Here is a 20,928-nt window from a genome sequence, read left to right as displayed (position 1 = left end):
GAAGGTCACGGCGGCCCGACGCGAGGGCGACGGCGGGAGCTCAGCCCGCCGTCACCGCGCGGATGCTCTCGCGCAGCGAGGACATGGTCGCGAGCACGGCCGTCGGCTCGTAGCCGCAGTGCGCCATGCAGTTGTCGCAGCGGGCGTCCTTGCCGCGGCCGTACTTGTCCCACTCCGTGGTGTCCAGCAGCTCCTGGTAGGTCTGGGTGTAGCCGTCGGCCATCAGGTAGCACGGCTTCTGCCAGCCCTTGAGCGAGTAGGACGGGATCGCCCACGGGGTGCACTCGAAGTCCCGCTTGCCCTCCAGGAAGTCCAGGTAGAGGGCGGAGTGGTTGAGCCGCCACTTCTTGCGGCGGCCGTCGCCGAAGGCCTTCTTGAACAGCTGGCGGGTCTGCTCCACGCCGAGGAAGCGGTCCTGGTCCGGGGCCTTCTCGTAGGCGTACCCGGGCGAGATCTGCATCCGGTCGACCTTGAGCTCGTCGTTCAGGTAGTCCAGCACCTCGATGATGTCCTGAGGGCTGTCGTTGTTGAAGAACGTCGAGTTCGTGTAGACCTGGAAGCCCGCCGCCTTGGCCTGCTTGATGGCGGCGACGGCCTGGTCGAAGACGCCGTCCTTGCTCACCGACTCGTCGTGCCGCTCCTGCAGCCCGTCGATGTGGACCATCCACGCGAAGTTCCGGTGCGGCTTGAACTTGTGGATGTGCTTGGGCAGCAGCACCGCGTTGGTGCACAGCACGACGAACTTGCCGCGCTTCAGCAGCTGGCGGGTGATCTCGTCGATCTGCGGGTGCATCAGCGGCTCGCCGCCGGCCAGGGAGACCATGGGCGCGCCCGATTCCTCCACGGCCGCGACCGCCTGCTCCACCGGCATGCGCTGCTTGAGCACGCTCGCCGGGTGCTGGATCTTGCCGCAGCCCGCGCAGGCGAGGTTGCAGGCGAAGAGGGGTTCGACCTCCACGATGAGTGGGAACTTCTCGCGGCGGAGAAGCTTCTGCTTGAGGAGGTAGCTGCCCATCTTGACGGTCAGATTGAGTGGGAGTCCCATGATCTCTCTCTCCGTTCCCCCGGGCGACGGGTCCGTGGCCCTCTTCTAACATACAGTCTGTATGGAACAGGATGCAGGTATGACAGCACCCCGGTCGAGGCGTTCGTCCAGGAGTCGGCGCGCGGAACACACCGCCGACACCCGGCGCGCGCTCGTGCGCGCCGCGCGCACCCTCTTCGCCGAGCGCGGATACACCGCGACGGGGACCGAGGACATCGTGGCGGCGGCGCAGGTCACCCGAGGGGCGCTCTACCACCACTTCAAGGACAAGGCCGACCTGTTCCGGGCCGTGATGGGCGAATGCGCCCAGGACATGGCCGAGCGGCTCGTCGAGCAGGAGACCGCGCGCGCCGAGAGCGAGAGCGGCGACGCCTGGACCCTGCTGCGGCACGGCTTCCAGTCCTTCCTGGACGCCTGCAACGACCCCGACTTCCAGCGGATCGTGCTGGTCGAGGGCCCGGCCGTGCTGGGCCACAGCGCCTGGGACGCGCTGGTCGAGGAGCACGGCTACGTGCTGCTGGCCGAGGAGCTGACCCGGGCGATCGACGAGGGCAGCATCTCGCCGATGCCGATCGGCCCGCTCACCCGGATGCTGGCGGCGTTGATCTCCGAGGCGAGCCTGTACATCGCCCGCGCCGAGGACCACGAGACGGCGCGGAAGGAGGCGGGCGAGGTGCTGGAGCGCCTGCTCACCGGGCTGTCGCGTACTGACGCGTAACTTCCGCCGTCCGAAGCCTTCCCGAGTCGCGCCGCGTCCCCTAGTCTCTCGATTGCGCCACTGATTACTGGCACAGTCGATGGTGGAAGGAGAGGGCATGGAGAGCAGCGCGCCGGTCCAACAGGTCAAGGTCGCCATCATCGGCTCGGGATTCGGCGGTCTCGGCGCCGCCGTGCGGTTGCGCCAGGAGGGTGAACACGACTTCGTCGTGCTCGAGCGCGGCGCGAGCGTCGGCGGCACCTGGCGCGACAACAGCTACCCCGGTTGCGCCTGCGACGTCCCCTCCCACCTGTACTCGTTCTCCTTCGCCCCCAACCCCGACTGGCCGCGCACCTTCTCCGGCCAGCCGGAGATCCGCGCCTACCTCGAGAGCGTCGTCGACCGGTTCGGCCTCCGCGGCCACCTGAGGTTCCGCCACGCGGTCACCGGCGCGCGCTGGGACGAGGCGACCGCCCGCTGGGAGGTCGACACCGAGCAGGGCCGCTACAGCGCGAAGGTGCTGGTCGCCGCCACCGGACCGCTCTCGGACCCGTCCGTCCCTGACATCCCCGGGATCGCGGACTTCCCCGGCGAGGTCTTCCACTCCGCGCGGTGGAACCATGACGTCGACCTCGCGGGCAAGCGCGTCGCGGTCGTCGGCACCGGCGCGTCCGCGATCCAGATCGTGCCGTCGATCCAGCCGAAGGTCGGCCGGCTGGTGCTGTTCCAGCGCACCCCGCCGTGGGTGATGAACCGGATGGACCGCGACATCACCACCGCCGAGCGCTTCGTCTACCGCCACGTGCCGGCGGCGCAGAAGGCGCTGCGCGGCGCGCTGTGGCTGGTGCGCGAGTACCAGGTCGGCGCCTTCGTGAAGCGTCCCGGCCTGCTCCGCGCCCCCGAGGCGTTGGCGCTCGCCAACCTGAGGCGGGCCGTCAAGGACCCGGAGCTGCGGGCCAAACTGACGCCCGACTACCGCTTCGGCTGCAAGCGCGTGCTGCTGTCCAACACCTACTATCCGGCGCTCGCCCGGCCGAACGTGGACGTGGTCGCGGCGGGTCTGAAGGAGGTCAAGGGCAGCACGCTGGTCGCCTCTGACGGCGCCGAGCACGAGGTCGACGCGATCGTCTTCTCCACCGGCTTCCACGTCACCGATCTGCCGGTCGCCGAGCACATCACCGGCGCGGGGGGCCGGACGCTCGCGGAGGAGTGGACCGAGGGCATGGCCGCGCTGCGCGGCACGACCGTGCGCGGCTTCCCCAACCTGCTGCTGGTCATCGGCCCGAACACGGGGCTCGGCAACAGCTCGATGGTGCTGATGATCGAGTCGCAGCTCAACTACCTGGCGGACTACCTGCGCAAGCTCGACGCCAGCGGCGCCGCCGCGTTGGACGTGACCGCCTCCGCGCAGCTCCGCTGGAACGACGAGGTGCAGCGGCGGATGGCCAGGACGGTGTGGAGCACCGGCGGCTGCCGCAGCTGGTACCTGGACGCCAAAGGCAACAACACCACCCTGTGGCCCGGCACCACCGGCCACTTCCGTCGTGAGACCCGCACGGTGGACCTGCACGAGTACGACCTGATCCACGCGCCCGCCGCCGCACCGGCCGCGTCCGTGCACGCCTGAGCCCGTGAACGCCTGAGCCCGTGAACGCCTGAGCCCGTGAACGCCTGAACCGGTGAACGCCTGAGCCGGCGAAAGACTGAGAGGTTGATCGACATGTCGACGAGCAAGAGCATGGCCGGGCAGGTCGCGGTCGTCACCGGGGCGGCACGGGGCGTGGGCGCGCAACTGGCCCGCGTGCTGACGGGGCGCGGCGCCCGGGTCGCCCTGGTCGGGCTGGAGCGGGACGAGCTGAAGCGGGTCGCCGAGGAGTGCGGCCCCGAGGCCGGCTGGTGGGAGGCGAACGTCACCGACCGCGAGGCGCTGAGCGCCGTCGCCGCGCAGATCCTGGACCGCTACGGCCGCGTCGACGTCGTGGTCGCCAACGCCGGGATCGCGACGGGCGCGCCGTTCGTCGACTCCGACCCGGAGGTCTGGACGCGCGTGATCGAGGTCAACCTCGTCGGCAGCGCCAACACGGCCTGGGCCTTCCTGCCCGCGCTCACCGCGTCCCGCGGCTACTTCCTGCAGATCGCCTCCCTGGCCGCGATCACCCCAGCGCCGCTGATGAGCGCGTACTGCGCGAGCAAGAGCGGGGTGGAGGCCTTCGCCCACTCGATCCGCCCGGAGCTGGCCCTGAAGGGCGTCAAGGTCGGTGTCGGCTACCTGAGTTGGACCGACACCGACATGGTCCGCGGCGCGGACGAGGACCCGGTCATGCGCGACATGCGCGCCGCGCTGCCCTGGCCGCTGAACCGGACGTATCCGCTCGGCCCCGCCGTCGACCGGATCGCCGACGGCATCGCGCGCCGGTCGGCGCACGTCTACGCCCAGGCCTGGCTGCGGGGGATGCAGCCGCAGCGCTACCTCGTCCCCATGGTCATGGGCGCGGTCGGGCCGATGCGGCTGCGCGCGATGGGCGCGCGGCTCGCGGAGTTCGCCGAGAACCCGCGCGGCCTGGTCGGCCGCGGCGGTGCGGCGGACCAGGCGGACTGCCGGTCGCACATCAGCTAGCCGGCTCGTCCGGGGGATGGGCGAAGCGCACGACCAGACAGTGGAACAGCTCCACCCCCTCGGGCGTGAAGCAGGTGGTCAGCTGCTCCTCGGTGCGGCCGACCGCCTCCGTGACCTGGCCCAGGCCGAGCAGGCCGACGTGGAGCAGGATGCCGGCGCGGTGGTTCTCCAGGTCCAGCGGCGGCAGTTCCTGAGCGAAGAGGCGGGCGGCCCGGACGTGGGCGTTCGCGGGTGCCAGGCGGCACGCCGGCGGGGGCCGAGCGGCTCGATCCGGCCAAGGCCGTCGCCACCCGCACCTTCGTCTTCCAGAAGTCGCAGGACAACTGCAGGACAACTGGACGATCAACGGCCCACGGCTACCGGCCCGGCCACGCGCTGGCCGCGCCCCGGCTCGGGGACGTGGAGATCTGGCGGTTCGTCACGGGACTCATGCCACCGCCTGCCCCCGCCGCAGGGCCTCGCCCGCCGTGCGGCACTCGTCCAGCAGCACCCGGAGGTCGTCCTCGGTCGTGTTCGCGTTCAACAGGCAGGCGCGGACCGCCTCGTGGCCGCCCAGGACGGTGCCGGTGACGAACGCCCGCCCGCGCTCCTGGACGGCGACGCCCAGCGCCGCGTTGACCCGGTGCAGGGTCCCCTCGTCGGCGTCGGCGGGCGCGTAGCGGAAGGCCACGATGGAGGTCTCGACGGGCGTCATCAGCTCCAGGTCGGGGGCCTCCTCGACCATCCGTCCGAGCTCGCGGGCCAGTTCGCAGCAGCGGGCGACGTCGCGGGTCACCCCCGAGCGGCCCGCCGCCGCCAGCGTCGCCCAGACCTTCAGCGAGCGGAACGGGCGGGTCTGCTCGATCCCGTACTCGGAGAACCAGCCGAGCCCGCCTGCGGCGTCGTCGCGCAGGTAGGCGGGCACCAGGCTGAACGTCCCGCGCAGCTGCTCGGCGTCGCGGACCAGCAGGCAGCCGCAGTCGACCGGCACGCCCAGCCACTTGTGCGGGTCCAGAGCGAAGGAGTCCGCACGCTCCAGCCCCGCGTAGCGCGGCGCGGCCACCGGGTCCAGCCGCCCGAACGCGCCGTAGGCGCCGTCGACGTGCAGCCAGAGCTTCTCCTCGGCGCAGACGTCCGCGAGCGCGCCGAGGTCGTCCACGACGCCCGCGTTGACCGTGCCGGCGGAGCCGACCACCAGGAAGGGCGCGAGTCCGGCGGCCCGGTCGGTGCGGACGCGCTCGCGCAGCGCCTCGGGAAGCATGTGCCCGGCGGCGTCGGTCCCGACGGTGACCAGGTGCCTGCTGCCGAGCCCGAGCAGTTCGGCGGCCTTGCGCACGCACGAGTGGGTCTCGGCGCTGACGTAACCGACCAGCGGCGGCAGCGCGCCGACGCCCTCCTCCCGCACGTCCACCCCGAGCTCGGCGGCGGCCCGGTTCCGGGCGGCGGCGAGGGCGACGATGGTCGCCATGGACGCGCCGGAGGTCAGCAGCCCGCCGCCGGCCGGGTGCGGGAAGCCGACGAGCTCGGCGAGCCACCGCACGACGCTCCGCTCCAGGTGCACGTCGGCGTGGTCGCCTCCGGCCGAGCTCGGGTTCATCGCGGCGGCGGCGAACGCGCCGAGGATGCCCGCAGGAGCGGGCGCGGCGTTCACCCACCCGAAGAACCGGGGGTGCCCGTTGCCCATGGGGTAGGGCAGGACGTCGCTCTCGATCGCCCGCACCAGCGCCGCCAGCTCCGTCCCGTCCTCGGGCAGCGGGCGCTCCAGCAGCCCGCTCCGGGCCTCGGCCGGCATGGGCGTCCAGACCTCCCGCTGGGGCAGCCCGTCGAGGTAGTCGGCGAGCAGGTCGACGGCGTCGTGCGCGGCGGAGCGGAAGTCGCTGGTCATGCGGACACTGTAGGGGCCTTCAGGACCCCGTTCAGCAGCAGGTCGATCAACCGGACCGCCAGCTCCGGGTCCTGGTCGTTCTCGGCGATGAGGCTGATGCCGCCCAGTGCCATCAGCACGTCCCGTGCGGTCACCCCGTCCCGGGCCAGGTTCGTGCCGAGGAGACGCCGGACGGCCTCGGTGAGATCCGTGCGCGTCTGCAGGCGTTCGCCCTCGTCGGAGAGGACGACCCGCAGCGCCGCCGCCATGCCGTGCTTCGCGGCCATGAACTCCATGAAGCGGACCATCCAGGTCCGGAGCGCCTCCCGCGGCGGCGCGGAGGTCGCCAGTTCCGGCGCGGACTCGCACAGGCTGCGCACCTCGTTCCGGTAGGTCGCCTCGACCAGCAGCTCCTTGGAGGGGAAGCGGCGGTAGAGCGTGCCGACGCCGACGCCCGCGGCGCGGGCGATGTCCTTGACCGAGGCGTCGACGCCGTCGCGGGTGAACGCCTCGGCGGCCGCGCGGAGCACGCGGTCCTCGTTGAGCTGCGCGTCCGCGCGCAGCGGGCGTCGCCTCGTGCCGTCCTTCTCGTCCACGGTTCTCCGCTCCTCGCCGCGCCCGACCGAGCCTGTTTGCAAGCGGAACCAGTTCCGCTTACTGTCGAAAGGGAAACCGGAACGCGTTCCGGATAGCGAGCCTAGCCGGAGGAGAGACGACATGGGCACTCGACTGAGCGGAACGGCGGCGCTGGTCACCGGTGCCAGCAGCGGCATCGGAGCGGCCACGGCGCGCTCCCTCGCCGCCGAGGGCGCGGCGGTCGCGCTGGTCGCGCGCAGACGGGAGCGGTTGGAGGAGCTGGCGGCCGGGATCCGTGCCGACGGAGGCGCCGCCCTCGCCGTCGTAGCCGACATCACGGACCGGCAGCAGGCCGCGGACGCGGTGGCGCGGGTCGCGGCGGAGCTCGGGCGGCTCGACACCGTGGTCAACAACGCCGGCCTCATGCATGTCGGGCCCGCCGCCGGAGCGTCCCCCGACGACTGGGACGCCATGGTGGAGATCAACGTCCGGGGCCTGCTCCACGTCACCCACGCGGCGCTGCCGCACCTGGTCCGCGCCGCGGCCGACTCGCCGCGCCGGGTGGCCGACCTGGTCAACATCAGCTCGACCGCGGGCCGGGTCGCCCGTCCGGCCACGGCCGTCTACAACCTGACCAAGTTCGGGGTCAACGGCTTCAGCGAGGCGCTGCGCCAGGAGGTGCGGGAGCAGGGCGTGCGGGTCGGCGTCGTCGAACCGGGCACCGTCGCCACCGAGCTCAGCTCGCATCTGCGGGACGGCGTACGGGAGGCGATCGAGCGTCAGGTCGAGGGGCTGGAGCTGCTCCGTCCCGAGGACGTCGCGGACGCCGTCGCCTACATGGTCACCCGCGACCGGCGCGTGGCCGTCAACGAGATGCTGGTCCGGGCCTCCGACCAGAGCTGGTGAGCGTGCCCGCCCGACCGGGGCCCGCTCAGCCGCGCGGCTCGCCGAGTGCGACGGAGTCGCCCGACGGGGCCGGCTTGGGCCGGCGCGGGAAGCGGTCGCCGGAGAGTTCGGGGCCGGAGCCGGGGCCCGGACGGCGCCCGCGGCCGCCGCGCACACGTTTGGAGACGAAGCGCATCGGCGCGCTCAGTGCGACGGCCACCGGGTGGCGGGTGACGTCGAACCCGAGGCGGCCGTGGTTGTCCAGGCGGCCCCAGGTGCGCTCCAGCGGATAGCCGATCAGCAGCCACAGCGGCGCCGTGGCGACGAGCGCCGCGCCGATGACGGCCCTGCGCCCGCGCCGGTGTCGGCGGCCCCCGCCGGGGTAGGTTCCGCCACGGATGTGCAGCTCGCGGCGGCCGGAACCCGAACGGGCCCCTCGAGGTTGCGGATCGTCTGATGCCATGTCAGCCTCCCGTCCCATCCAGGGTGCATCGCACCCGTCGGCCCGCGCAAACAAAGTGCTCAACCGTTGATCGCACGAGAGACTGGAGGGGTCCGACCCGTATGGCGTGGAAAAGGGGCACGGTGAGCGTCGTCGCTGGGAAGAAGGCGATGGGCGAGCAGGGCGACGCACCCGCGCCGCGCAGTGGGGACGGGCGGCCAGGCCGGTTCTGGCAGCGTGCCAGGACGCCCCTGCTCGCCGCCGCCACCGGCGCGCTGCCGGTGCTGATCTTCCCCACGCCGAACTGGTGGTGGTTCGCCTACGTGTGCCTGGTGCCGCTGATGCTGGTGCTGCGGGCCGCGCCGACCCCCCGGAGGGCGGCCTGGCTCGGCTGGTGGGGCGGGATCGGCTTCCTGATCGGCGTGATGAGCTGGCTGATTCCCTCCGTCGGCCCCGGCATCGTGGCGCTGGCCGCCTTCCTCGGCGTGCTGTGGGCGCCCTGGGGCTGGCTGGTCCGGCGCCTGCTGCACGGGACGCCGGACGCGGGGCGCGCGCTGGCGGCGATCGTGCTGCTGCCGACGGGCTGGCTGCTGACCGAGACGATCCGGTCCTGGCAGTACCTCGGGGGTCCGTGGGGCCTGCTCGGGGCCAGCCAGTACCAGCAGCCCTTCGCGCTGCGGCTGGCCTCGGTCGGCGGGGTCTGGCTCGACAGCCTGCTGATCGTCGCGGTGAACACCGCCATCGTCGTCCTGCTGGCCGCCTGGGGGCGGTCGGCCGTGGCGTGGCTGACGCTGCTCTCGCTCGGCGCCGCCACCGTCGCCCTGACCGCGTGGGCGCCCGTCCCGCAGACGACCGGCCGGACCGCCGCGATCGGCGTGGTACAGCCCGGCATGGCCGTGGCCAACGACGCCTCAGGGGACCGGACCGTGCGCGGCGAGCAGCTCACCGCGACGCTCGCCGCCGACCCTCCGGACCTGGTGCTCTGGGGCGAGAGCAGCGTCTCGTTCGATCTGGGCGCCCGCCCCGACCTGGCCGCCCGGCTCAGTGCCCTCTCCGCGTCGACCGGAGCGTACCTGCTGGTCAACGTCGACGCGGTGCGTCCCGGCAAGGGCGGCATCTACAAGAGCTCGGTGCTGGTCGGCCCCCACGGGCTGACCGGCCAGCGCTACGACAAGATCCGCCTGGTGCCCTTCGGCGAGTACATCCCGCTGCGGCCGGCGCTGGGCTGGATCAAGGACTTCTCCAAGGCGGCCGCCGTCGACCGGCGACGCGGCAACGAGCCGGTGTTGATGACGGTGCCGACACGCGACGGCGGGACGCTCCGTGTCGGCCCGCTGATCTGCTTCGAGTCGGCCTTCCCCGACATGAGCCGGGCGCTCGTGCAGCGCGGCGCGCAGGTGATCCTCGTGCAGTCGGCCACACCCACCTTCCAGGACACCTGGGCGCCCGAGCAGCACGCCTCGCTGGCCGCGCTGCGGGCCGCCGAGACCGGCCGGCCGGTCGTGCAGGCGACGCTGACCGGCGTCAGCGTCGCCTACGACGCGTCCGGCCGCCAGGTGGGCGAGCGGCTCGGCAAGGACTCGTCCGCCGCGACCGTCTACACCGTGCCGCTGGCCACGGGCAGCACCCTCTACGACCGCTGGGGCGACTGGGTGCCGACCGGCTGCGCGCTGGTCCTGCTGCTCAGCGGCGGCGTGTGGCTGCTCTCCGCGCAGCGCGACCGGGTCCGCGCCTCCTCCGACAGCAGGCCGGACGGCGACGCGGACCACCCGTCCGGCGGCCGTTAGGTCGAGATCCTGCCCGATATCGGGCAGGATTCTTGGAGAAGTGTCGTTGCTCTGCGTAAGGTCATGCGTCGTGTCCCAGGCCAGCCACCCTCACGACGACCTGTTGCAGCACCTGCTCCGCACCACCGCGCTCGGCCCCGGCGAAGCCGCCAGGGTGATCGCGGACGTGCTCGCCTACTTCGGCGAGAGCACCGAGGAGTACGTGCGCCGCCGCCACGGCGAGCTGCAGGCGCGCGGGCTGACCAACGACCAGATCTTCACCCGCATCGGTCGGGAGCTGCGGCAGCGCCGCGTGGCGGCACCCGAGCTGTCCGCTCGCCAACTGCGCCGACTGGTCTACGGGTGACCATGACGAAGAACGGGAGTCGGAACCTATGTGCGGAATCGTGGCCTACATCGGCGGCAAGGACGCGGCCCCCATCCTGCTGGAGGGTCTGGCCCGACTGGAGTACCGGGGCTACGACTCGGCAGGCGTGGCCGTCACCGGCAAGACCGGCGCCCTGCGGCTCGTGAAGAAGAAGGGCCGGGTCGCCGACCTGGCCGCCGCCGTCCCCGCCCGCTTCAAGGGCACGACCGGCATCGGCCACACCCGCTGGGCCACCCACGGCGAGCCCAGCGACGCCAACTCCCACCCGCACCTGGACGGCGCGGAGCGCTTCGCGGTCGTGCACAACGGCATCATCGAGAACGCCGAGGAGCTGCGCGCCAAGCTGGAGGGCGAGGGGGTGGTCTTCGCCTCCGAGACCGACACCGAGGTGCTGGCCCACCTGATCGCCGCCCACGCCAAGGACGCGGACGAGCTCGAGGACGCCGTCCGCGGCGCGCTCGCCCGCGTCGTCGGCACCTACGGCATCGCGGTGCTCGACGCGGAGCGCCCGGACCGGATCGTCGTCGCCCGCAACGGCAGCCCGATCGTGCTGGGCATCGGCGAGAAGGAGATGTTCGCCGCCTCCGACGTCGCCGCGCTCGTGCGCTACACCCGCCAGGTCGTCCACCTGGACGACGGCGAGCTGGCGACCGTCCGCGCGGACGGCTTCAGCACCTTCACCCAGGACGCGCGGATGACCGCCAAGCAGCCGTCGACCGTGGACTGGGAGGAGGCCTCCTACGACACCGCCGGCCACGCGCACTTCCTGATCAAGGAGATCTCCGAGCAGCCGTCCGCCGTCGAGCGGACCCTCTCCGGCCGCGTCGACGAGCGCTTCGCCACCGCGCACCTGGGCGGCCTGAACCTGGACGCCCGCGAGGCCCGCGCCTTCCGCCGCGTCAAGATCCTCGGCTGCGGCTCCGCGTACTACAGCGGCGAGCTGGGCGCGCAGCTGATCGAGGAGCTGGCCCGGATCCCCGCGCACGCCGAGCCGGCCTCGGAGTTCCGCTACCGCAACCCCGTCATCGAGGCGGACACGCTCTACATCGCGGTCAGCCAGTCGGGCGAGACCTACGACACGCTCGCGGCGGTGCAGGAGATCAAGCGCAAGGGCGGCCGTGTGCTGGGCGTCGTCAACACCGTCGGCAGCGCGATCGCGCGCGAGTGCGACGGCGGCGTCTACCTGCACGCGGGCCCGGAGATCTCCGTCGCCTCCACCAAGGCCTTCACCTCGACGGCGGTCGCGTTCGCGCTGATCGCGCTGCACTTCGGCCGCGTCCACGACCTGTCGCCCGCGGACGGCCGCCGCATCTGCGCCGGCCTGAAGGCCCTGCCCGGCCAGATCCGGGAGATCCTGGCGCAGGAACAGGAGATCGCGCGCCTGGCGGCGCAGTACGCGAAGAACACCGGGATGATGTTCGTCGGGCGCGTGCGCGGCTGGCCGGTGGCGCGCGAGGGCGCGCAGAAGCTGAAGGAGGTCTCCTACGTCCACGCCGAGGCCTACCCCGCGAGCGAGCTCAAGCACGGCCCGCTCGCCCTGATCGGCCCCGAGCTCCCGACGGTCGCCGTCGTCCCGGACGACGAGCTGCTGGAGAAGAACCTCACCACGCTGGGGGAGATCCGCGCCCGCCACGGACGCGTGCTCATGGTCGGCCACACCGCGCCCGACCCCAAGTACGCCGAGGACTGCATCCTCGTTCCCAGGAACGAGCCGGAACTGGACCCGATCCTGCTGGGCATCCCGCTCCAGCTGCTCGCCTACCACGCGGCGGTCGCCCTGGAGCGGGACGTGGACAAGCCCCGCAACCTGGCCAAGTCGGTCACGGTGGAGTGACCCGCCGGTCGCCCCTCAGCGTGCCGCCAGCGCGGGGGTCGGGGACAGGTGCGCGGTGATGACCAGCGTGCCGTCCTCGACCTGGTAGTCCAGGGGGACTTCGAGGCGGCGCAGGGTGGAGATCATGCCTGTGTTCGCCGCGGTCGTGACCGCGTAGACGGTGTTCACCCCGGCCGCGCGGGCGAGTTCGGTGAGGCGCTGGACCAGTGCGCCGCCGATGCCGTGGCGCTGCCAGGCGTCCTCGACGAGGACGGCGATCTCGGCGTCGTCGTGGTCCCACAGCAGGTGGGCGAGGGCGACGAGGGAGCCGTCCTCGGACTCGACGGCCAGGGTCTGGCCGTGGCGCGGGTCGAGCAGGTGGGCGAGGTAGCGGTCGACGTCGGCGACGGGGCCGTGGTAGCGCTGGCGCAGCGTGCGCGAGCTGCAGCGTCCGTGCATCGCGGCCGCGGCCGCGCGGTCGCCGGGCTCGGCGCGGCGGACGGCGATCTCGCCCATCGTGTGCGGGGCGAGCTCGCCGGTGACGTGCAGCGTCGCGCGGTCCTCGGGGACGCGCGGGCCGAGCTGGGCGTCCAGCTCCACCAGGGCGCGGGCGCGGGCGAACTCGGTCGGGGTGAAGGGTGGCTGAGGCCGCGTCAGTTCGACGACGCCACCGGCGGGGTCGCGCAGGCGCATGACCGCGCCGTCCAGCTCGTCCTCGTCGAGCTGCTCGCCGGGCAGCGAGCGGATCCGGCAGCGGCCGAACAGCTGCCGCAGCGCGAGGGGGAGTTCCGCGGCGTCGTGGGCGGTGCGGGTGGCCATGGTGAGGACCCGGGTCGGGATGTCCACCAGGTCGTGCGCGTCGGCGCGCTCGACCCAGACCTCCGAGCCGCCGGCGGCGACCAGCGCGCGGCTCAGCTCCTGAGGTGCGAGCAGCAGGGAGGCGCGGACGACGAACTCGTCCACCGTCTCCTCGGCGAGCGGATGGGCCTGCATGGAGACGATGTTGACCGGGATGTCCGCCAGTGCGCGGCACAGCGAGGCGAGGCTGCCCGGGGAGTCGGCCACGGTCACCCGGATCCGCCACAGCGCGACCTCCTCCGGCGGGGTCGTCGCGGTCGGCGCCGTCAGCGCCTGCGCGTCGACGTCCTCCGGATGCGCCGCGTGCGCTGCGGGAGCACCGGACGCGGAGGTGATCGTCCCTGGCGGGGCGTGTGTGTGACGGTGTGTCCACCAGCTGTGCCAGACCGCCGTGGCGCCGAGTGCGAGCGCGGAGGCGATCAACAGCACGGGTCCGTCGTGGCCGTGCACCACGATGTTCGCGACGAGATCGGCGACCGCGACGGCGACGAAGACGGCCGAGAGTTCGACGGTGTCGCGGCGCCAGCGGCCGCGGACGGAGGGGAGGGACTGCTGGGAATGAGAGCGCTTCATGCCGTCATGTTGCCGAACCAGTGTTTCGTGATCACGAACCGATCATGACCGCGAAGTAAAGCTTGGATTTGAAGTGGAATGTCCCATTTCCATGCGAGTGCTTCTCGAGTGCTGTGGCGCAGGGTTCGTTCAGGGACGATCCCGTAGCAGTCCGGGTGTCGTGCCCAGGCGGCGTCGCAGCAGCGTGGCGAGGGTGGTCGCATTCTCGTAGCCGACCCGGCGGGCCACCGTGGCCAGCGGGAGATCCGTGGTCCGCAGCAGGTGGACGGCCTGTTCCAGGCGGATCTGCTGGGCCAGGCGGATCGGCGTCACGCCCAGCGCGGCTCGCACCGCGCGTTGCAACGTCCGCTCGCTGACGCCGAGTTCACGCGCGACGTCGGCGATCCCCAGCGGCTCGTCCAGCCGGGCCCGCAGGCGGCGCTCGAAGGCGTCCACCAGCGGGTCGGTCCGGGCGAGATGGCCCGGGATGGCGTAACCGGCCTGGCTGGGACGGGAGTCGAGGATCAGGTAACGGGACGTCAACTCCGCCAGTGCGGGGCTGGTGGCCCGCACCAGCGCGAGGGCGAGGTCGAGGTGCGCGAGCGCCGCCCCGGCGGTGGTCACCCGGGGCGTGGGCACGACCATCCGGGTCTCGTCGAGCTCGACGCGCGGGTAGCGCTTGCGGAACGCGGGCGCGAGCCACCAACTCGTCGTCGCCTGAAGGCCGTCCAGGACGCCGGCCTCGGCCAGGACGAACGTGCCCGCACACGCCGCCGCCAGCCTCGCGCCTTGTGCACGGGCCGCGAGCACCGCCTCCACGGCGGGCTCGGCGGCGGCTGACGCGACCCACGCGGTCAGCCCCTCGGCGCGCGGACGCCACAGGCCCGGCACGACCAGCAGCTCCGCCGGTCCCGCCTCCGCCGCGGGCACGGCGTCCACCAGGTGGCCGGCGGCGGTGCGCACGGGCGCGCCGCCGCCGGGGGTCACGCAGCGCACCTTCCAGGCGGGAGGCGGGGCGGCGAGTTCGCCGCGCAGCGCGTCGGCGGTCCGCAGCACGTCGAGCACGGCGGCCAGGCCCGAGTCGAAGACCTGGTCGACCACCAGGACGGAGACCCTCATGTCGGAAACGGTAACGGACACGCCGGATCCGTCACTGTGTCGGGGCCGGTGGGCGGTCGTAGCGTGGGTGCCCGGGCGGTGACAGCCCGTCCTGGCACCCACGTCCGTCCCGTCCCTCCCGTCCGTCCCGTTCTCCCCAAGGAGCCCGTCGTGACCGATTCCGCCGCTTCTGCCGCTCCCGGCACCAGCCTCGGCTATCTGGTGCGCTTCGAGACGAAGCCCGAGTGCGCCGAGGAGTTCGGCGCGCTGCTGAGCGGCGCCGCGCTGGAACTGGCCCGGGCGGAGGAGGGCACCACGGTGTGGTTCCCGCTCCGCCTCGGGCCCACGAGCTTCGGCGTCTTCGACGCCTTCCCTGACGAGGCGGCCCGCCAGGTCCACCTGCACGGCCGCATCGCGGACCTGCTGCGCGCGGAGGGGCCGAGGCTGCTCGCCCAGAGCGTGAAGGTCCAGCCGGTGGACGTGCTGGCCGCGAAGTTGCCCTGAGAGGAAGTCGCCCTGGGAGGCGGTCGTTCGGGCCATTTCCTGGCGGTTGTCAGCCGCCCCTGATGTAATGGCTCCATGACGAGTTCATCTCTTACGTCACCCTTCGACGCCGTGCTCGGTCGCCCCCTCACGTCCGTCATCACGGACTGGGTCTCGGGGTGGGTCGTCTCGCGCGGGGCGTCCGAGCCGGCCGCGCGGCCCTGGGGCTGGACCATCGACGTCGGGCAGCAGGGGCAGGTGGCCCGGCACGTCGTCGTCGACGCCGACGAGGCGAGGGTGCGGGAGGCGGCCGACCGGGCGCGGGGGGAGGGCTGGTGGCTCAAGGTGTTCCTGCCCGAGCCCTGCGACGTGCCGGAGGCGCGGGTCGGCGCGTGGCTCGGTGCAGGCTGGGCCTTCGACACGGCCGCGTTCCTGATGAGCGTCGAGCTCGCGCCGGAGGAGCCGGTCTCGCGCGGGGCGCTGCCCGCCGGTTACGAACTGCGCACCTGGACACGGGGCGGCGTGGTGCGCTCGCTGGTCGCCGCGCCCGACGGCTCCCTGGCCGCGCGCGGCCAGGCGGGCCTGGCCGGCGACGTCGCCGTGCCCGACCAGATCCTCACCGTCCCCGCCCACCAGCGTAGCGGCCTCGGCTCCGTCGTCATGCGCAGCCTCCAGCAGGAGGCCCGGGCCGCCGGCGCCACTCGCGCCGTCCTCGGCGCGACACCGGCGGGCCGCGCGCTCTACGAGTCGCTGGGCTGGCGCAGCCAGACCGGCTTCGCCAGCGCCTACCGCAGCGACGCCACGCGCTGACTCCGGGGCCCGGCCACAACGCGGCGCCGCATCGCCGCCCGGCGCGCCGGACAGCGAGTTGCGGTCATGGGACGCGGGGTTCCTGGTGCGGCCCCGCCGCCCGGCGCGGCGGTGCCGCCGGGCGTCGACCCCGTGACGAGCGGGTGCGGGTTCCGAGCCCTCCTGTGCCCGAGCCGCAGGCGCCGAAGCCGCCCGAGTCCCGGCTCGGGCCCGGCGGTCGGGTCCGCGGGATCAGGCCTGGGCCTCGCCCGGGTAGGCGTCGAGGGTCGGGCGCTTCGCCGGACGGTTGTCGCCGCTGGAGCGGCCGGTGAGGCGGCGGCCGATCCACGGCAGCACGTGGACCCGGATCCAGCGCAGGTCCGCGCTCAGCTTCGTCAAGCGGGGGATCGGCGCAGCCGGCGGAAGTGGCTCGCGCCAGTCGAAGGAGGCGGGGTAGCCGAGCGCCTGGAGGACACCCTCGGCGACCCGTCGGTGGCCCTCGGCGGAGAAGTGGAGCCGGTCCTCGGCCCACATCCGCGCGTCGTCGAAGGCCGGCACGTGGAAGAGGTCCACCACCACGATGTTGTCGCGCTTGGCTGCGAAGTCGCGTACGAAGCCCTGCATCCGCAGGATCTGCGGCATGATCCGCGCGCTGCCGCGCATCCGTCGGCTCGGGTCGACGCTGTAGAACATGACGACCTGGCGCGCCTCCGCGGCGACCCGCTCCGCGAGCGCGGCGAGGGTGCGCTCGACGTGGTCGATGTCGCAGCCGGGGCGCATCACGTCGTTGAGCCCGCCCGCGAGGGTCACCAGCTCCCCGCCGAGCGCGACCGCGGCGTCGCCCTGCTCGTCGGCGATCTGCCCGATGAGCTTGCCGCGCACGGCGAGGTTGGCGTACCGGAACCCGCCCTCCGCGTCGGCGGCGAGCCGCTCGGCGACGCGGTCGGCCCAGCCCCGGTAGTGGCCGTCCGGGAGGACGTCGTCGCACATGCCCTCGGTGAAGGAGTCGCCGAGGGCGACCATGCTGCGGAAGCGGGGCGTCTGGTTCATAGTGCAACGATTCTAGGGGCGCGGATTCCCACCGGACACGCCGGGGGCGCGGGTCCTCCGGCACGTCGGACGGGCATGACTGACGGGAACCGAAGTCACGAACCGGGACCGCACGGCCGACATACGGTTGGGCGGTCGGTCGGGGGTGTACCCAGGTACACCCCCGGTCGGGTGTCCACGCCCAGCGACGTGCGGACCGGTCCGTGGGCAGACTTGCGGCGATCGTCACCGAACCGTGGAGAGGGACCATGAACCCAGGACCGGGGTCCGAGCGCCACCTCGTCGAACCCGCACCCGCATTCGTGCCGGAACTCGCTCCCGGGCCGGGCGCGACGTTCGGCGCGCGGCTCGTCCGCACGCTGCTCGCGCCGTTCCGGCTCGCCTATCTGCTCACGCTCACGGCAGCCGCCCTCGCGGCGCTGGCCGGCGGTCCGGTCCTGGTCTGGCGTCGCCTCGCGGGCGGCGTGCCCGATCCGCTGGGCGACCACCTGCACCTCTTTCTCGGCCTGTTGTGCGCCCTGATCCCTTGCCTGGTCTGGGGAGCGGCGTGGGCGAGCGGCGGTGGCGGCCGCGCGGCGGGCGCGGTGCTCACCCTGCCCGGCGTCCTGGCCTTCGCCGCCGCGACGTTCTACCCGGGCGGCGCCCCCGGCGGGAGCCATGGCGTCGTCCTGCTCGCGCCGCTGCTGGTGCTGCTCGGTCTGCTCGCCACCCGCTGGGCGGCCTCGGAACACCGGCGGTGCGTGGAGCGGTGGTTCGGCCGGCCGATCCTCGACCCCTACCGTCCGCTGCCGGATGCCGGGCCGGGCAACCGGATCGTGCGGTCGTGGGCCGCCGTGGTGGACTGGCTCACCGACGTGGCCCTGTTGCGCGACCTGGCGTGGACACTGGGCTGCGGCGCGACCGTGGCGGCAGGGCTGGTGCTGCTCGCATTCGCCCCAGGGCTGCTCAACCACCTGGGCCCGAACGGGGAGTTCGCCAAGCCCTGGGTGCCGTACGGGCTGGCCCTGATGCTGTCCCCGGCCCTGGTGCTCTGGGGCGCGCCCCTGGTGCTGGACCTGCACGCCCGCGCAGCGCGGACCGTGATCGGGCCCTCGCGCGAGCGGCAACTCGCCGCCCGGGTGCAGCACCTGTCCGAGACGCGGGCCGAGACCATCGACCACAGCGCCGCCGAACTGCGCCGCATCGAGCGCGACCTGCACGACGGCGCGCAGGCCCGGCTGGTCGCGCTCGGCATGGCCCTGAACGCGGCTGAGCAGCTCTTCGACGCCGACCCGGCGGCCGCCCGCGCGCTGGTGACGGAGGCCAAGGGCGCGTCCGCGAAGGCGCTGGGCGAGCTGCGCGCCCTGGTCTGCGGCATCCACCCGCCCGTCCTCGCCGACCGCGGGCTCGTGGACGCGGTCCAGGCGCTGGCGCTGGACCTGCCGCTGCACGTCCAGGTCAGCGGCGATCTTGAGGACCGGCCCCCGCGGGCGGTGGAGTCGGCGGCCTACTTCGCCGTCAGCGAGCTGCTGGCCAACACGGTCAAGCACGCCCGGGCGCGCAACGGTTGGATCGAGATCGGCCATACTGACGGCATGCTGCGGATCGTCGTCGGCGACGACGGCCGCGGCGACGCCGACCCGGCTCGGGGGAGCGGCCTGCGGGGGATCGAGCGCAGGCTGGCCGCCTTCGACGGGGTCCTCGCCGTCAGCAGCCCGGTGGGCGGCCCCACCATCGCGAGTCTGGAGATCCCTTGCGCGTCGCCATCGCCGAAGACCTCTTCCTCCTCCGCGACGGCCTGACGCGACTGCTGCAGGCGCACGGCATGGAGGTCACCGCGGCGGTGGAGAACGGCGAGGAGCTGCTGGCGGCGCTGCGCGCGGACCGCCCCGACGTCGCGGTGGTCGACGTGCGGCTGCCCCCGGGCTTCACCGACGAGGGGCTGCGCGCCGCGCTCACCGCGCGTCAGGAGCTGCCGGGCCTCCCGGTGCTGGTGCTCTCGCAGTACGTCGAGCAGCTCTACGCCCGCGAACTGCTGGCCGACGGCAGCGGCGGCGTCGGCTACCTGCTGAAGGACCGGGTGCTGGACGGCAGCCAGTTCGTCGACGCGGTGCGGCGGGTCGCCGCCGGCGGCACCGCGATGGACCCGGAGGTGATCGGGCGGCTGCTGACCCACAACGCGGCCGCCGGGCCGGTCGCCTCGCTCACCCCGCGCGAGCGCGAGGTGCTGGCCCTGATGGCGGAGGGCCGCTCCAACGCGGCGATCGCCCAGCAACTGGTCATCACCGAACGGGCGGTGGCCAAGCACACCGCCTCGATCTTCGTCCGGCTCGACCTGCAGCCCTCCGACGACGACAACCGCCGCGTGCTGGCGGTGCTGGCCTACCTGAACGGCTGAGCGCCTCAACGGCTGAGCGCCGGTCAGGCCTCGGCGATGGTGGAGGTCACCGGCGTGCCCAGCTCGACCGTGCGGCTGACGGTGCACAGGCGGTCGTGGGAGGTCTTCACCGCACGCGGCAGGATCGTGCGCGCGCGGTCGCCGGCCTCGCCCTCGGGGAAGCTGACGTGGAAGGTGACGGCCAGGTTCGTCATGTGCTGACCGTCCTCGTCGCTGACCTTGTCGCCCTGCACGGCGACGGTGAACTCCACCGGCTCCGCGTGACGGCTGGTCGCGATGTCGGCGTCGACGGCGGTGCAGCCGCCGATCGCGGCGAGCAGCAGCTCGACCGGCGTGAAGTCGGCGTCGCCGGTGGAACCGAAGGTGATGGTGCCGCCGCGGACGTTGGTCGCCGTGTACCGGCCCGCGCTGGTGCGCTCGATCCGTACGGAACGCAGGGTGTCGTCGCTCATGACGACGACACTATGCGATCACGAAAGGCGCGGCGCGCGGGATCAGGGCCTGGGCAGCGGCCGGATGTCCCGGTGCTGCGCCGCGAGCGCGACGTACCACTCGGAGTTGAGCTTGAGGTGGGCCCGCTCCTCGTCCGTCAGCTCGCGCCGGACCTTGGCCGGGACGCCGGCCACCAGGGAACCCGGCGGCACCTGCATGCCCTGCGGCACCAGCGCGTTCGCCGCGACCAGCGAGCCGGCGCCGATCGTCGCGCCGTTCAGCACGGTGGCGCCCATGCCGACCAGACAGTCGTCCTCGACCGTGCAGCCGTGCAGCACGGCGTTGTGCCCGACGGACACGCGCGCGCCGACCCGCACCGGAAACCCGAAGTCCGCGTGCGCGGAGCAGTTGTCCTGCACGTTGCTGTCGGGGCCGATGCTGATCGTCTCGCAGTCGCCGCGCAGCACCGCCCCGTACCAGACGCTCGCGCCGGGCGCGAGCGTCACGTCGCCCAAGACCGTGGCGTTGACGGCGACGAAGGCCGTGTCGCTGATCTCGGGCGTGCGCCCGGCGACGGACGCCACCAGCGGCGCGGGCGTCTGCGGGGCGGGCGTCTGTGGGGCGGGCGTCTCCGGGGCGGGGGACTGCGTGGCGGGCGTCTGCGGGTCGAGCGGCTGGGCCATGAGGGCTCCCTTGCGGAGGGTCGGGGCGCGCGGTCGTGCCTGCTCCGATCCTGCCGGATGTCGTGCGGTGGTTCTCGCCCGGACCCTGTCTAGCCTGGCGGTATGACTCTTCCCGCGGCGATCAGCGTCATCACGCTCGGCGTCACCGACCTCGACCGGAGCGTCGCCTTCTACCAGGCCCTCGGTTGGCCGCTCTCCTCCGTCTCGCAGCCCGGCACGATCGCCTGGTTCCGCACGGCGGGCGCCACCCTCGGCCTCTTCCCGACCGCGGACCTCGCCGCCGACGCGGGCGTCCCCGAGGGCGGCGAGCCCGTCTTCCGCGAGGTCACCCTGGCCGTCAACCTGGGCAGCCGCGAGGAGGTCGACGCGGCGATGGCCGTCGCGCTCGGCGCCGGAGCGGACCTGGTGAAGGCCCCCGTGCCCACCGAGTGGGGCGGCTACAGCGGCTACTTCGCCGATCCCGACGGCCACCTGTGGGAGCTCGTGCACGCGCCGGGCTTCGCGCTCACGGGCGACGGGCGCGTCGACATGCCC

At 73.2% G+C, this 20,928-nt stretch carries 22 protein-coding genes; 12 read left to right on the top strand and 10 right to left on the bottom strand.

The features are described 5' to 3' along the window. Positions 1–40: 40 nt before the first annotated feature. Positions 41–1,045, bottom strand: coding sequence for an adenosyl-hopene transferase HpnH (gene hpnH / locus TR48_RS28625; protein ID WP_042372678.1), 1,005 nt, complete (start codon positions 1,043–1,045; stop codon positions 41–43). A 79-nt stretch (positions 1,046–1,124) separates the two neighbouring features. Here hpnH and TR48_RS28620 point away from each other — a divergent pair, with 79 nt between their 5' ends. The 3 genes from TR48_RS28620 (at position 1,125) to TR48_RS28610 (ending at position 4,359) form a co-directional block, all read left to right on the top strand. Then, a complete protein-coding gene (locus TR48_RS28620; RefSeq protein ID WP_042372677.1) occupies positions 1,125–1,763 on the top strand; it encodes a TetR/AcrR family transcriptional regulator in 639 nt (212 codons plus the stop codon). A gap of 97 nt (positions 1,764–1,860) precedes the next feature. Next, a complete protein-coding gene (locus tag TR48_RS28615) occupies positions 1,861–3,369 on the top strand; it encodes a flavin-containing monooxygenase (protein ID WP_042372675.1) in 1,509 nt (502 codons plus the stop codon). A 93-nt stretch (positions 3,370–3,462) separates the two neighbouring features. Next, positions 3,463–4,359, top strand: coding sequence for an SDR family oxidoreductase (locus TR48_RS28610; protein WP_042372672.1), 897 nt, complete (start codon positions 3,463–3,465; stop codon positions 4,357–4,359). Here TR48_RS28610 and TR48_RS28605 read toward each other — a convergent pair. The 3 genes from TR48_RS28605 to TR48_RS28595 all read right to left on the bottom strand — a co-directional run bounded on the left by TR48_RS28605 (position 4,352) and on the right by TR48_RS28595 (position 6,798). Then, a complete protein-coding gene (locus TR48_RS28605; RefSeq protein ID WP_042372670.1) occupies positions 4,352–4,705 on the bottom strand; it encodes a hypothetical protein in 354 nt (117 codons plus the stop codon). The genes TR48_RS28610 and TR48_RS28605 overlap by 8 nt on opposite strands. An 81-nt stretch (positions 4,706–4,786) precedes the next feature. Beyond that, positions 4,787–6,223: a pyridoxal phosphate-dependent decarboxylase family protein gene (locus TR48_RS28600; protein WP_042372668.1), complete on the bottom strand. Its 1,437-nt coding sequence runs from the start codon at positions 6,221–6,223 to the stop codon at positions 4,787–4,789. Continuing rightward, positions 6,220–6,798, bottom strand: coding sequence for a TetR/AcrR family transcriptional regulator (locus TR48_RS28595; protein WP_042372665.1), 579 nt, complete (start codon positions 6,796–6,798; stop codon positions 6,220–6,222). Before TR48_RS28595 ends, TR48_RS28600 begins: the two co-directional genes overlap by 4 nt. A gap of 121 nt (positions 6,799–6,919) precedes the next feature. Here TR48_RS28595 and TR48_RS28590 point away from each other — a divergent pair, with 121 nt between their 5' ends. Beyond that, a complete protein-coding gene (locus TR48_RS28590; RefSeq protein WP_042372664.1) occupies positions 6,920–7,684 on the top strand; it encodes an SDR family NAD(P)-dependent oxidoreductase in 765 nt (254 codons plus the stop codon). Between the two features lie 25 nt (positions 7,685–7,709). On the opposite strand, the gene TR48_RS28585 is transcribed toward TR48_RS28590, so the two are convergent. Then, positions 7,710–8,126 carry a hypothetical protein gene (locus TR48_RS28585; RefSeq protein ID WP_042372662.1) on the bottom strand — a complete coding sequence of 139 codons (417 nt, stop codon included), beginning with the start codon at positions 8,124–8,126 and terminating at the stop codon, positions 7,710–7,712. A gap of 149 nt (positions 8,127–8,275) precedes the next feature. On the opposite strand from TR48_RS28585, the gene lnt reads away from it, so the two are divergent. The 3 genes from lnt to glmS all read left to right on the top strand — a co-directional run bounded on the left by lnt (position 8,276) and on the right by glmS (position 12,093). Next, entirely contained in the window at positions 8,276–9,892 is a 1,617-nt protein-coding gene (gene lnt / locus TR48_RS28580) for an apolipoprotein N-acyltransferase (protein WP_042372727.1), read from the top strand. Positions 9,893–9,962: 70 nt separating this feature from the next. Then, a complete protein-coding gene (locus tag TR48_RS28575; protein ID WP_042372658.1) occupies positions 9,963–10,238 on the top strand; it encodes a hypothetical protein in 276 nt (91 codons plus the stop codon). 28 nt (positions 10,239–10,266) lie between these two features. Continuing rightward, a complete protein-coding gene (gene glmS, locus TR48_RS28570; RefSeq protein WP_042372655.1) occupies positions 10,267–12,093 on the top strand; it encodes a glutamine--fructose-6-phosphate transaminase (isomerizing) in 1,827 nt (608 codons plus the stop codon). Between the two features lie 15 nt (positions 12,094–12,108). Here the strand turns inward: glmS and TR48_RS28565 are convergent, their stop codons facing one another. After that, positions 12,109–13,503, bottom strand: a complete 1,395-nt coding sequence (locus TR48_RS28565) for a GNAT family N-acetyltransferase (protein WP_042372654.1) — start codon at positions 13,501–13,503, stop codon at positions 12,109–12,111. Between the two features lie 129 nt (positions 13,504–13,632). After that, positions 13,633–14,601: a GlxA family transcriptional regulator gene (locus TR48_RS28560; RefSeq protein WP_042372652.1), complete on the bottom strand. Its 969-nt coding sequence runs from the start codon at positions 14,599–14,601 to the stop codon at positions 13,633–13,635. A 150-nt stretch (positions 14,602–14,751) separates the two neighbouring features. On the opposite strand from TR48_RS28560, the gene TR48_RS28555 reads away from it, so the two are divergent. Together TR48_RS28555 and TR48_RS28550 are read left to right on the top strand one after the other, a co-directional pair. Beyond that, positions 14,752–15,084 (top strand): putative quinol monooxygenase, encoded by a 333-nt coding sequence (locus TR48_RS28555; protein WP_152628230.1) that lies wholly within the window; start codon positions 14,752–14,754, stop codon positions 15,082–15,084. Positions 15,085–15,159: 75 nt separating this feature from the next. Next, positions 15,160–15,873, top strand: coding sequence for a GNAT family N-acetyltransferase (locus tag TR48_RS28550; protein WP_042372650.1), 714 nt, complete (start codon positions 15,160–15,162; stop codon positions 15,871–15,873). A 231-nt stretch (positions 15,874–16,104) separates the two neighbouring features. Here the strand turns inward: TR48_RS28550 and TR48_RS28545 are convergent, their stop codons facing one another. Further along, on the bottom strand, positions 16,105–16,902 hold the full coding sequence (locus TR48_RS28545; protein ID WP_042372648.1) for an SGNH/GDSL hydrolase family protein: 798 nt from the start codon (positions 16,900–16,902) through the stop codon (positions 16,105–16,107). A gap of 248 nt (positions 16,903–17,150) precedes the next feature. On the opposite strand from TR48_RS28545, the gene TR48_RS28540 reads away from it, so the two are divergent. Beyond that, positions 17,151–18,683: a sensor histidine kinase gene (locus TR48_RS28540; RefSeq protein ID WP_052443134.1), complete on the top strand. Its 1,533-nt coding sequence runs from the start codon at positions 17,151–17,153 to the stop codon at positions 18,681–18,683. Continuing rightward, on the top strand, positions 18,635–19,279 hold the full coding sequence (locus TR48_RS28535) for a response regulator transcription factor (protein WP_042372646.1): 645 nt from the start codon (positions 18,635–18,637) through the stop codon (positions 19,277–19,279). The genes TR48_RS28540 and TR48_RS28535 overlap by 49 nt, the downstream gene beginning before the upstream one ends. A 23-nt stretch (positions 19,280–19,302) precedes the next feature. Here TR48_RS28535 and TR48_RS28530 read toward each other — a convergent pair whose 3' ends face one another. Beyond that, positions 19,303–19,731, bottom strand: coding sequence for an OsmC family protein (locus TR48_RS28530; protein WP_042372644.1), 429 nt, complete (start codon positions 19,729–19,731; stop codon positions 19,303–19,305). A gap of 42 nt (positions 19,732–19,773) precedes the next feature. Further along, complete coding sequence (locus TR48_RS28525; RefSeq protein WP_084729840.1) at positions 19,774–20,394, bottom strand: gamma carbonic anhydrase family protein; 621 nt, start codon at positions 20,392–20,394, stop codon at positions 19,774–19,776. 102 nt (positions 20,395–20,496) lie between these two features. Here TR48_RS28525 and TR48_RS28520 point away from each other — a divergent pair. Then, the coding region (locus TR48_RS28520) for a VOC family protein (RefSeq protein ID WP_042372719.1) at positions 20,497–20,928 on the top strand (432 nt) is incomplete at its 3' end.

This window comes from Streptacidiphilus neutrinimicus (genome assembly GCF_000787815.1).
Classification (GTDB): Bacteria; Actinomycetota; Actinomycetes; order Streptomycetales; family Streptomycetaceae; genus Streptacidiphilus; species Streptacidiphilus neutrinimicus.
Note: the sequence above shows the minus strand (reverse complement) of the source record. Positions and strands in the feature narration are given on the sequence as shown.

Coding starts and splice junctions, on each gene's coding strand:
- hpnH (WP_042372678.1), bottom strand. CDS start 1,045: ATGGGACTCCCACTCAATCTGACCGTCAAGATGGGCAGCTACCTCCTC.
- TR48_RS28620 (WP_042372677.1), top strand. CDS start 1,125: ATGACAGCACCCCGGTCGAGGCGTTCGTCCAGGAGTCGGCGCGCGGAA.
- TR48_RS28615 (WP_042372675.1), top strand. CDS start 1,861: ATGGAGAGCAGCGCGCCGGTCCAACAGGTCAAGGTCGCCATCATCGGC.
- TR48_RS28610 (WP_042372672.1), top strand. CDS start 3,463: ATGTCGACGAGCAAGAGCATGGCCGGGCAGGTCGCGGTCGTCACCGGG.
- TR48_RS28600 (WP_042372668.1), bottom strand. CDS start 6,223: ATGACCAGCGACTTCCGCTCCGCCGCGCACGACGCCGTCGACCTGCTC.
- TR48_RS28590 (WP_042372664.1), top strand. CDS start 6,920: ATGGGCACTCGACTGAGCGGAACGGCGGCGCTGGTCACCGGTGCCAGC.
- TR48_RS28585 (WP_042372662.1), bottom strand. CDS start 8,126: ATGGCATCAGACGATCCGCAACCTCGAGGGGCCCGTTCGGGTTCCGGC.
- lnt (WP_042372727.1), top strand. CDS start 8,276: ATGGGCGAGCAGGGCGACGCACCCGCGCCGCGCAGTGGGGACGGGCGG.
- glmS (WP_042372655.1), top strand. CDS start 10,267: ATGTGCGGAATCGTGGCCTACATCGGCGGCAAGGACGCGGCCCCCATC.
- TR48_RS28565 (WP_042372654.1), bottom strand. CDS start 13,503: ATGAAGCGCTCTCATTCCCAGCAGTCCCTCCCCTCCGTCCGCGGCCGC.
- TR48_RS28560 (WP_042372652.1), bottom strand. CDS start 14,601: ATGAGGGTCTCCGTCCTGGTGGTCGACCAGGTCTTCGACTCGGGCCTG.
- TR48_RS28550 (WP_042372650.1), top strand. CDS start 15,160: ATGACGAGTTCATCTCTTACGTCACCCTTCGACGCCGTGCTCGGTCGC.
- TR48_RS28545 (WP_042372648.1), bottom strand. CDS start 16,902: ATGAACCAGACGCCCCGCTTCCGCAGCATGGTCGCCCTCGGCGACTCC.
- TR48_RS28540 (WP_052443134.1), top strand. CDS start 17,151: ATGAACCCAGGACCGGGGTCCGAGCGCCACCTCGTCGAACCCGCACCC.
- TR48_RS28530 (WP_042372644.1), bottom strand. CDS start 19,731: ATGAGCGACGACACCCTGCGTTCCGTACGGATCGAGCGCACCAGCGCG.
- TR48_RS28525 (WP_084729840.1), bottom strand. CDS start 20,394: ATGGCCCAGCCGCTCGACCCGCAGACGCCCGCCACGCAGTCCCCCGCC.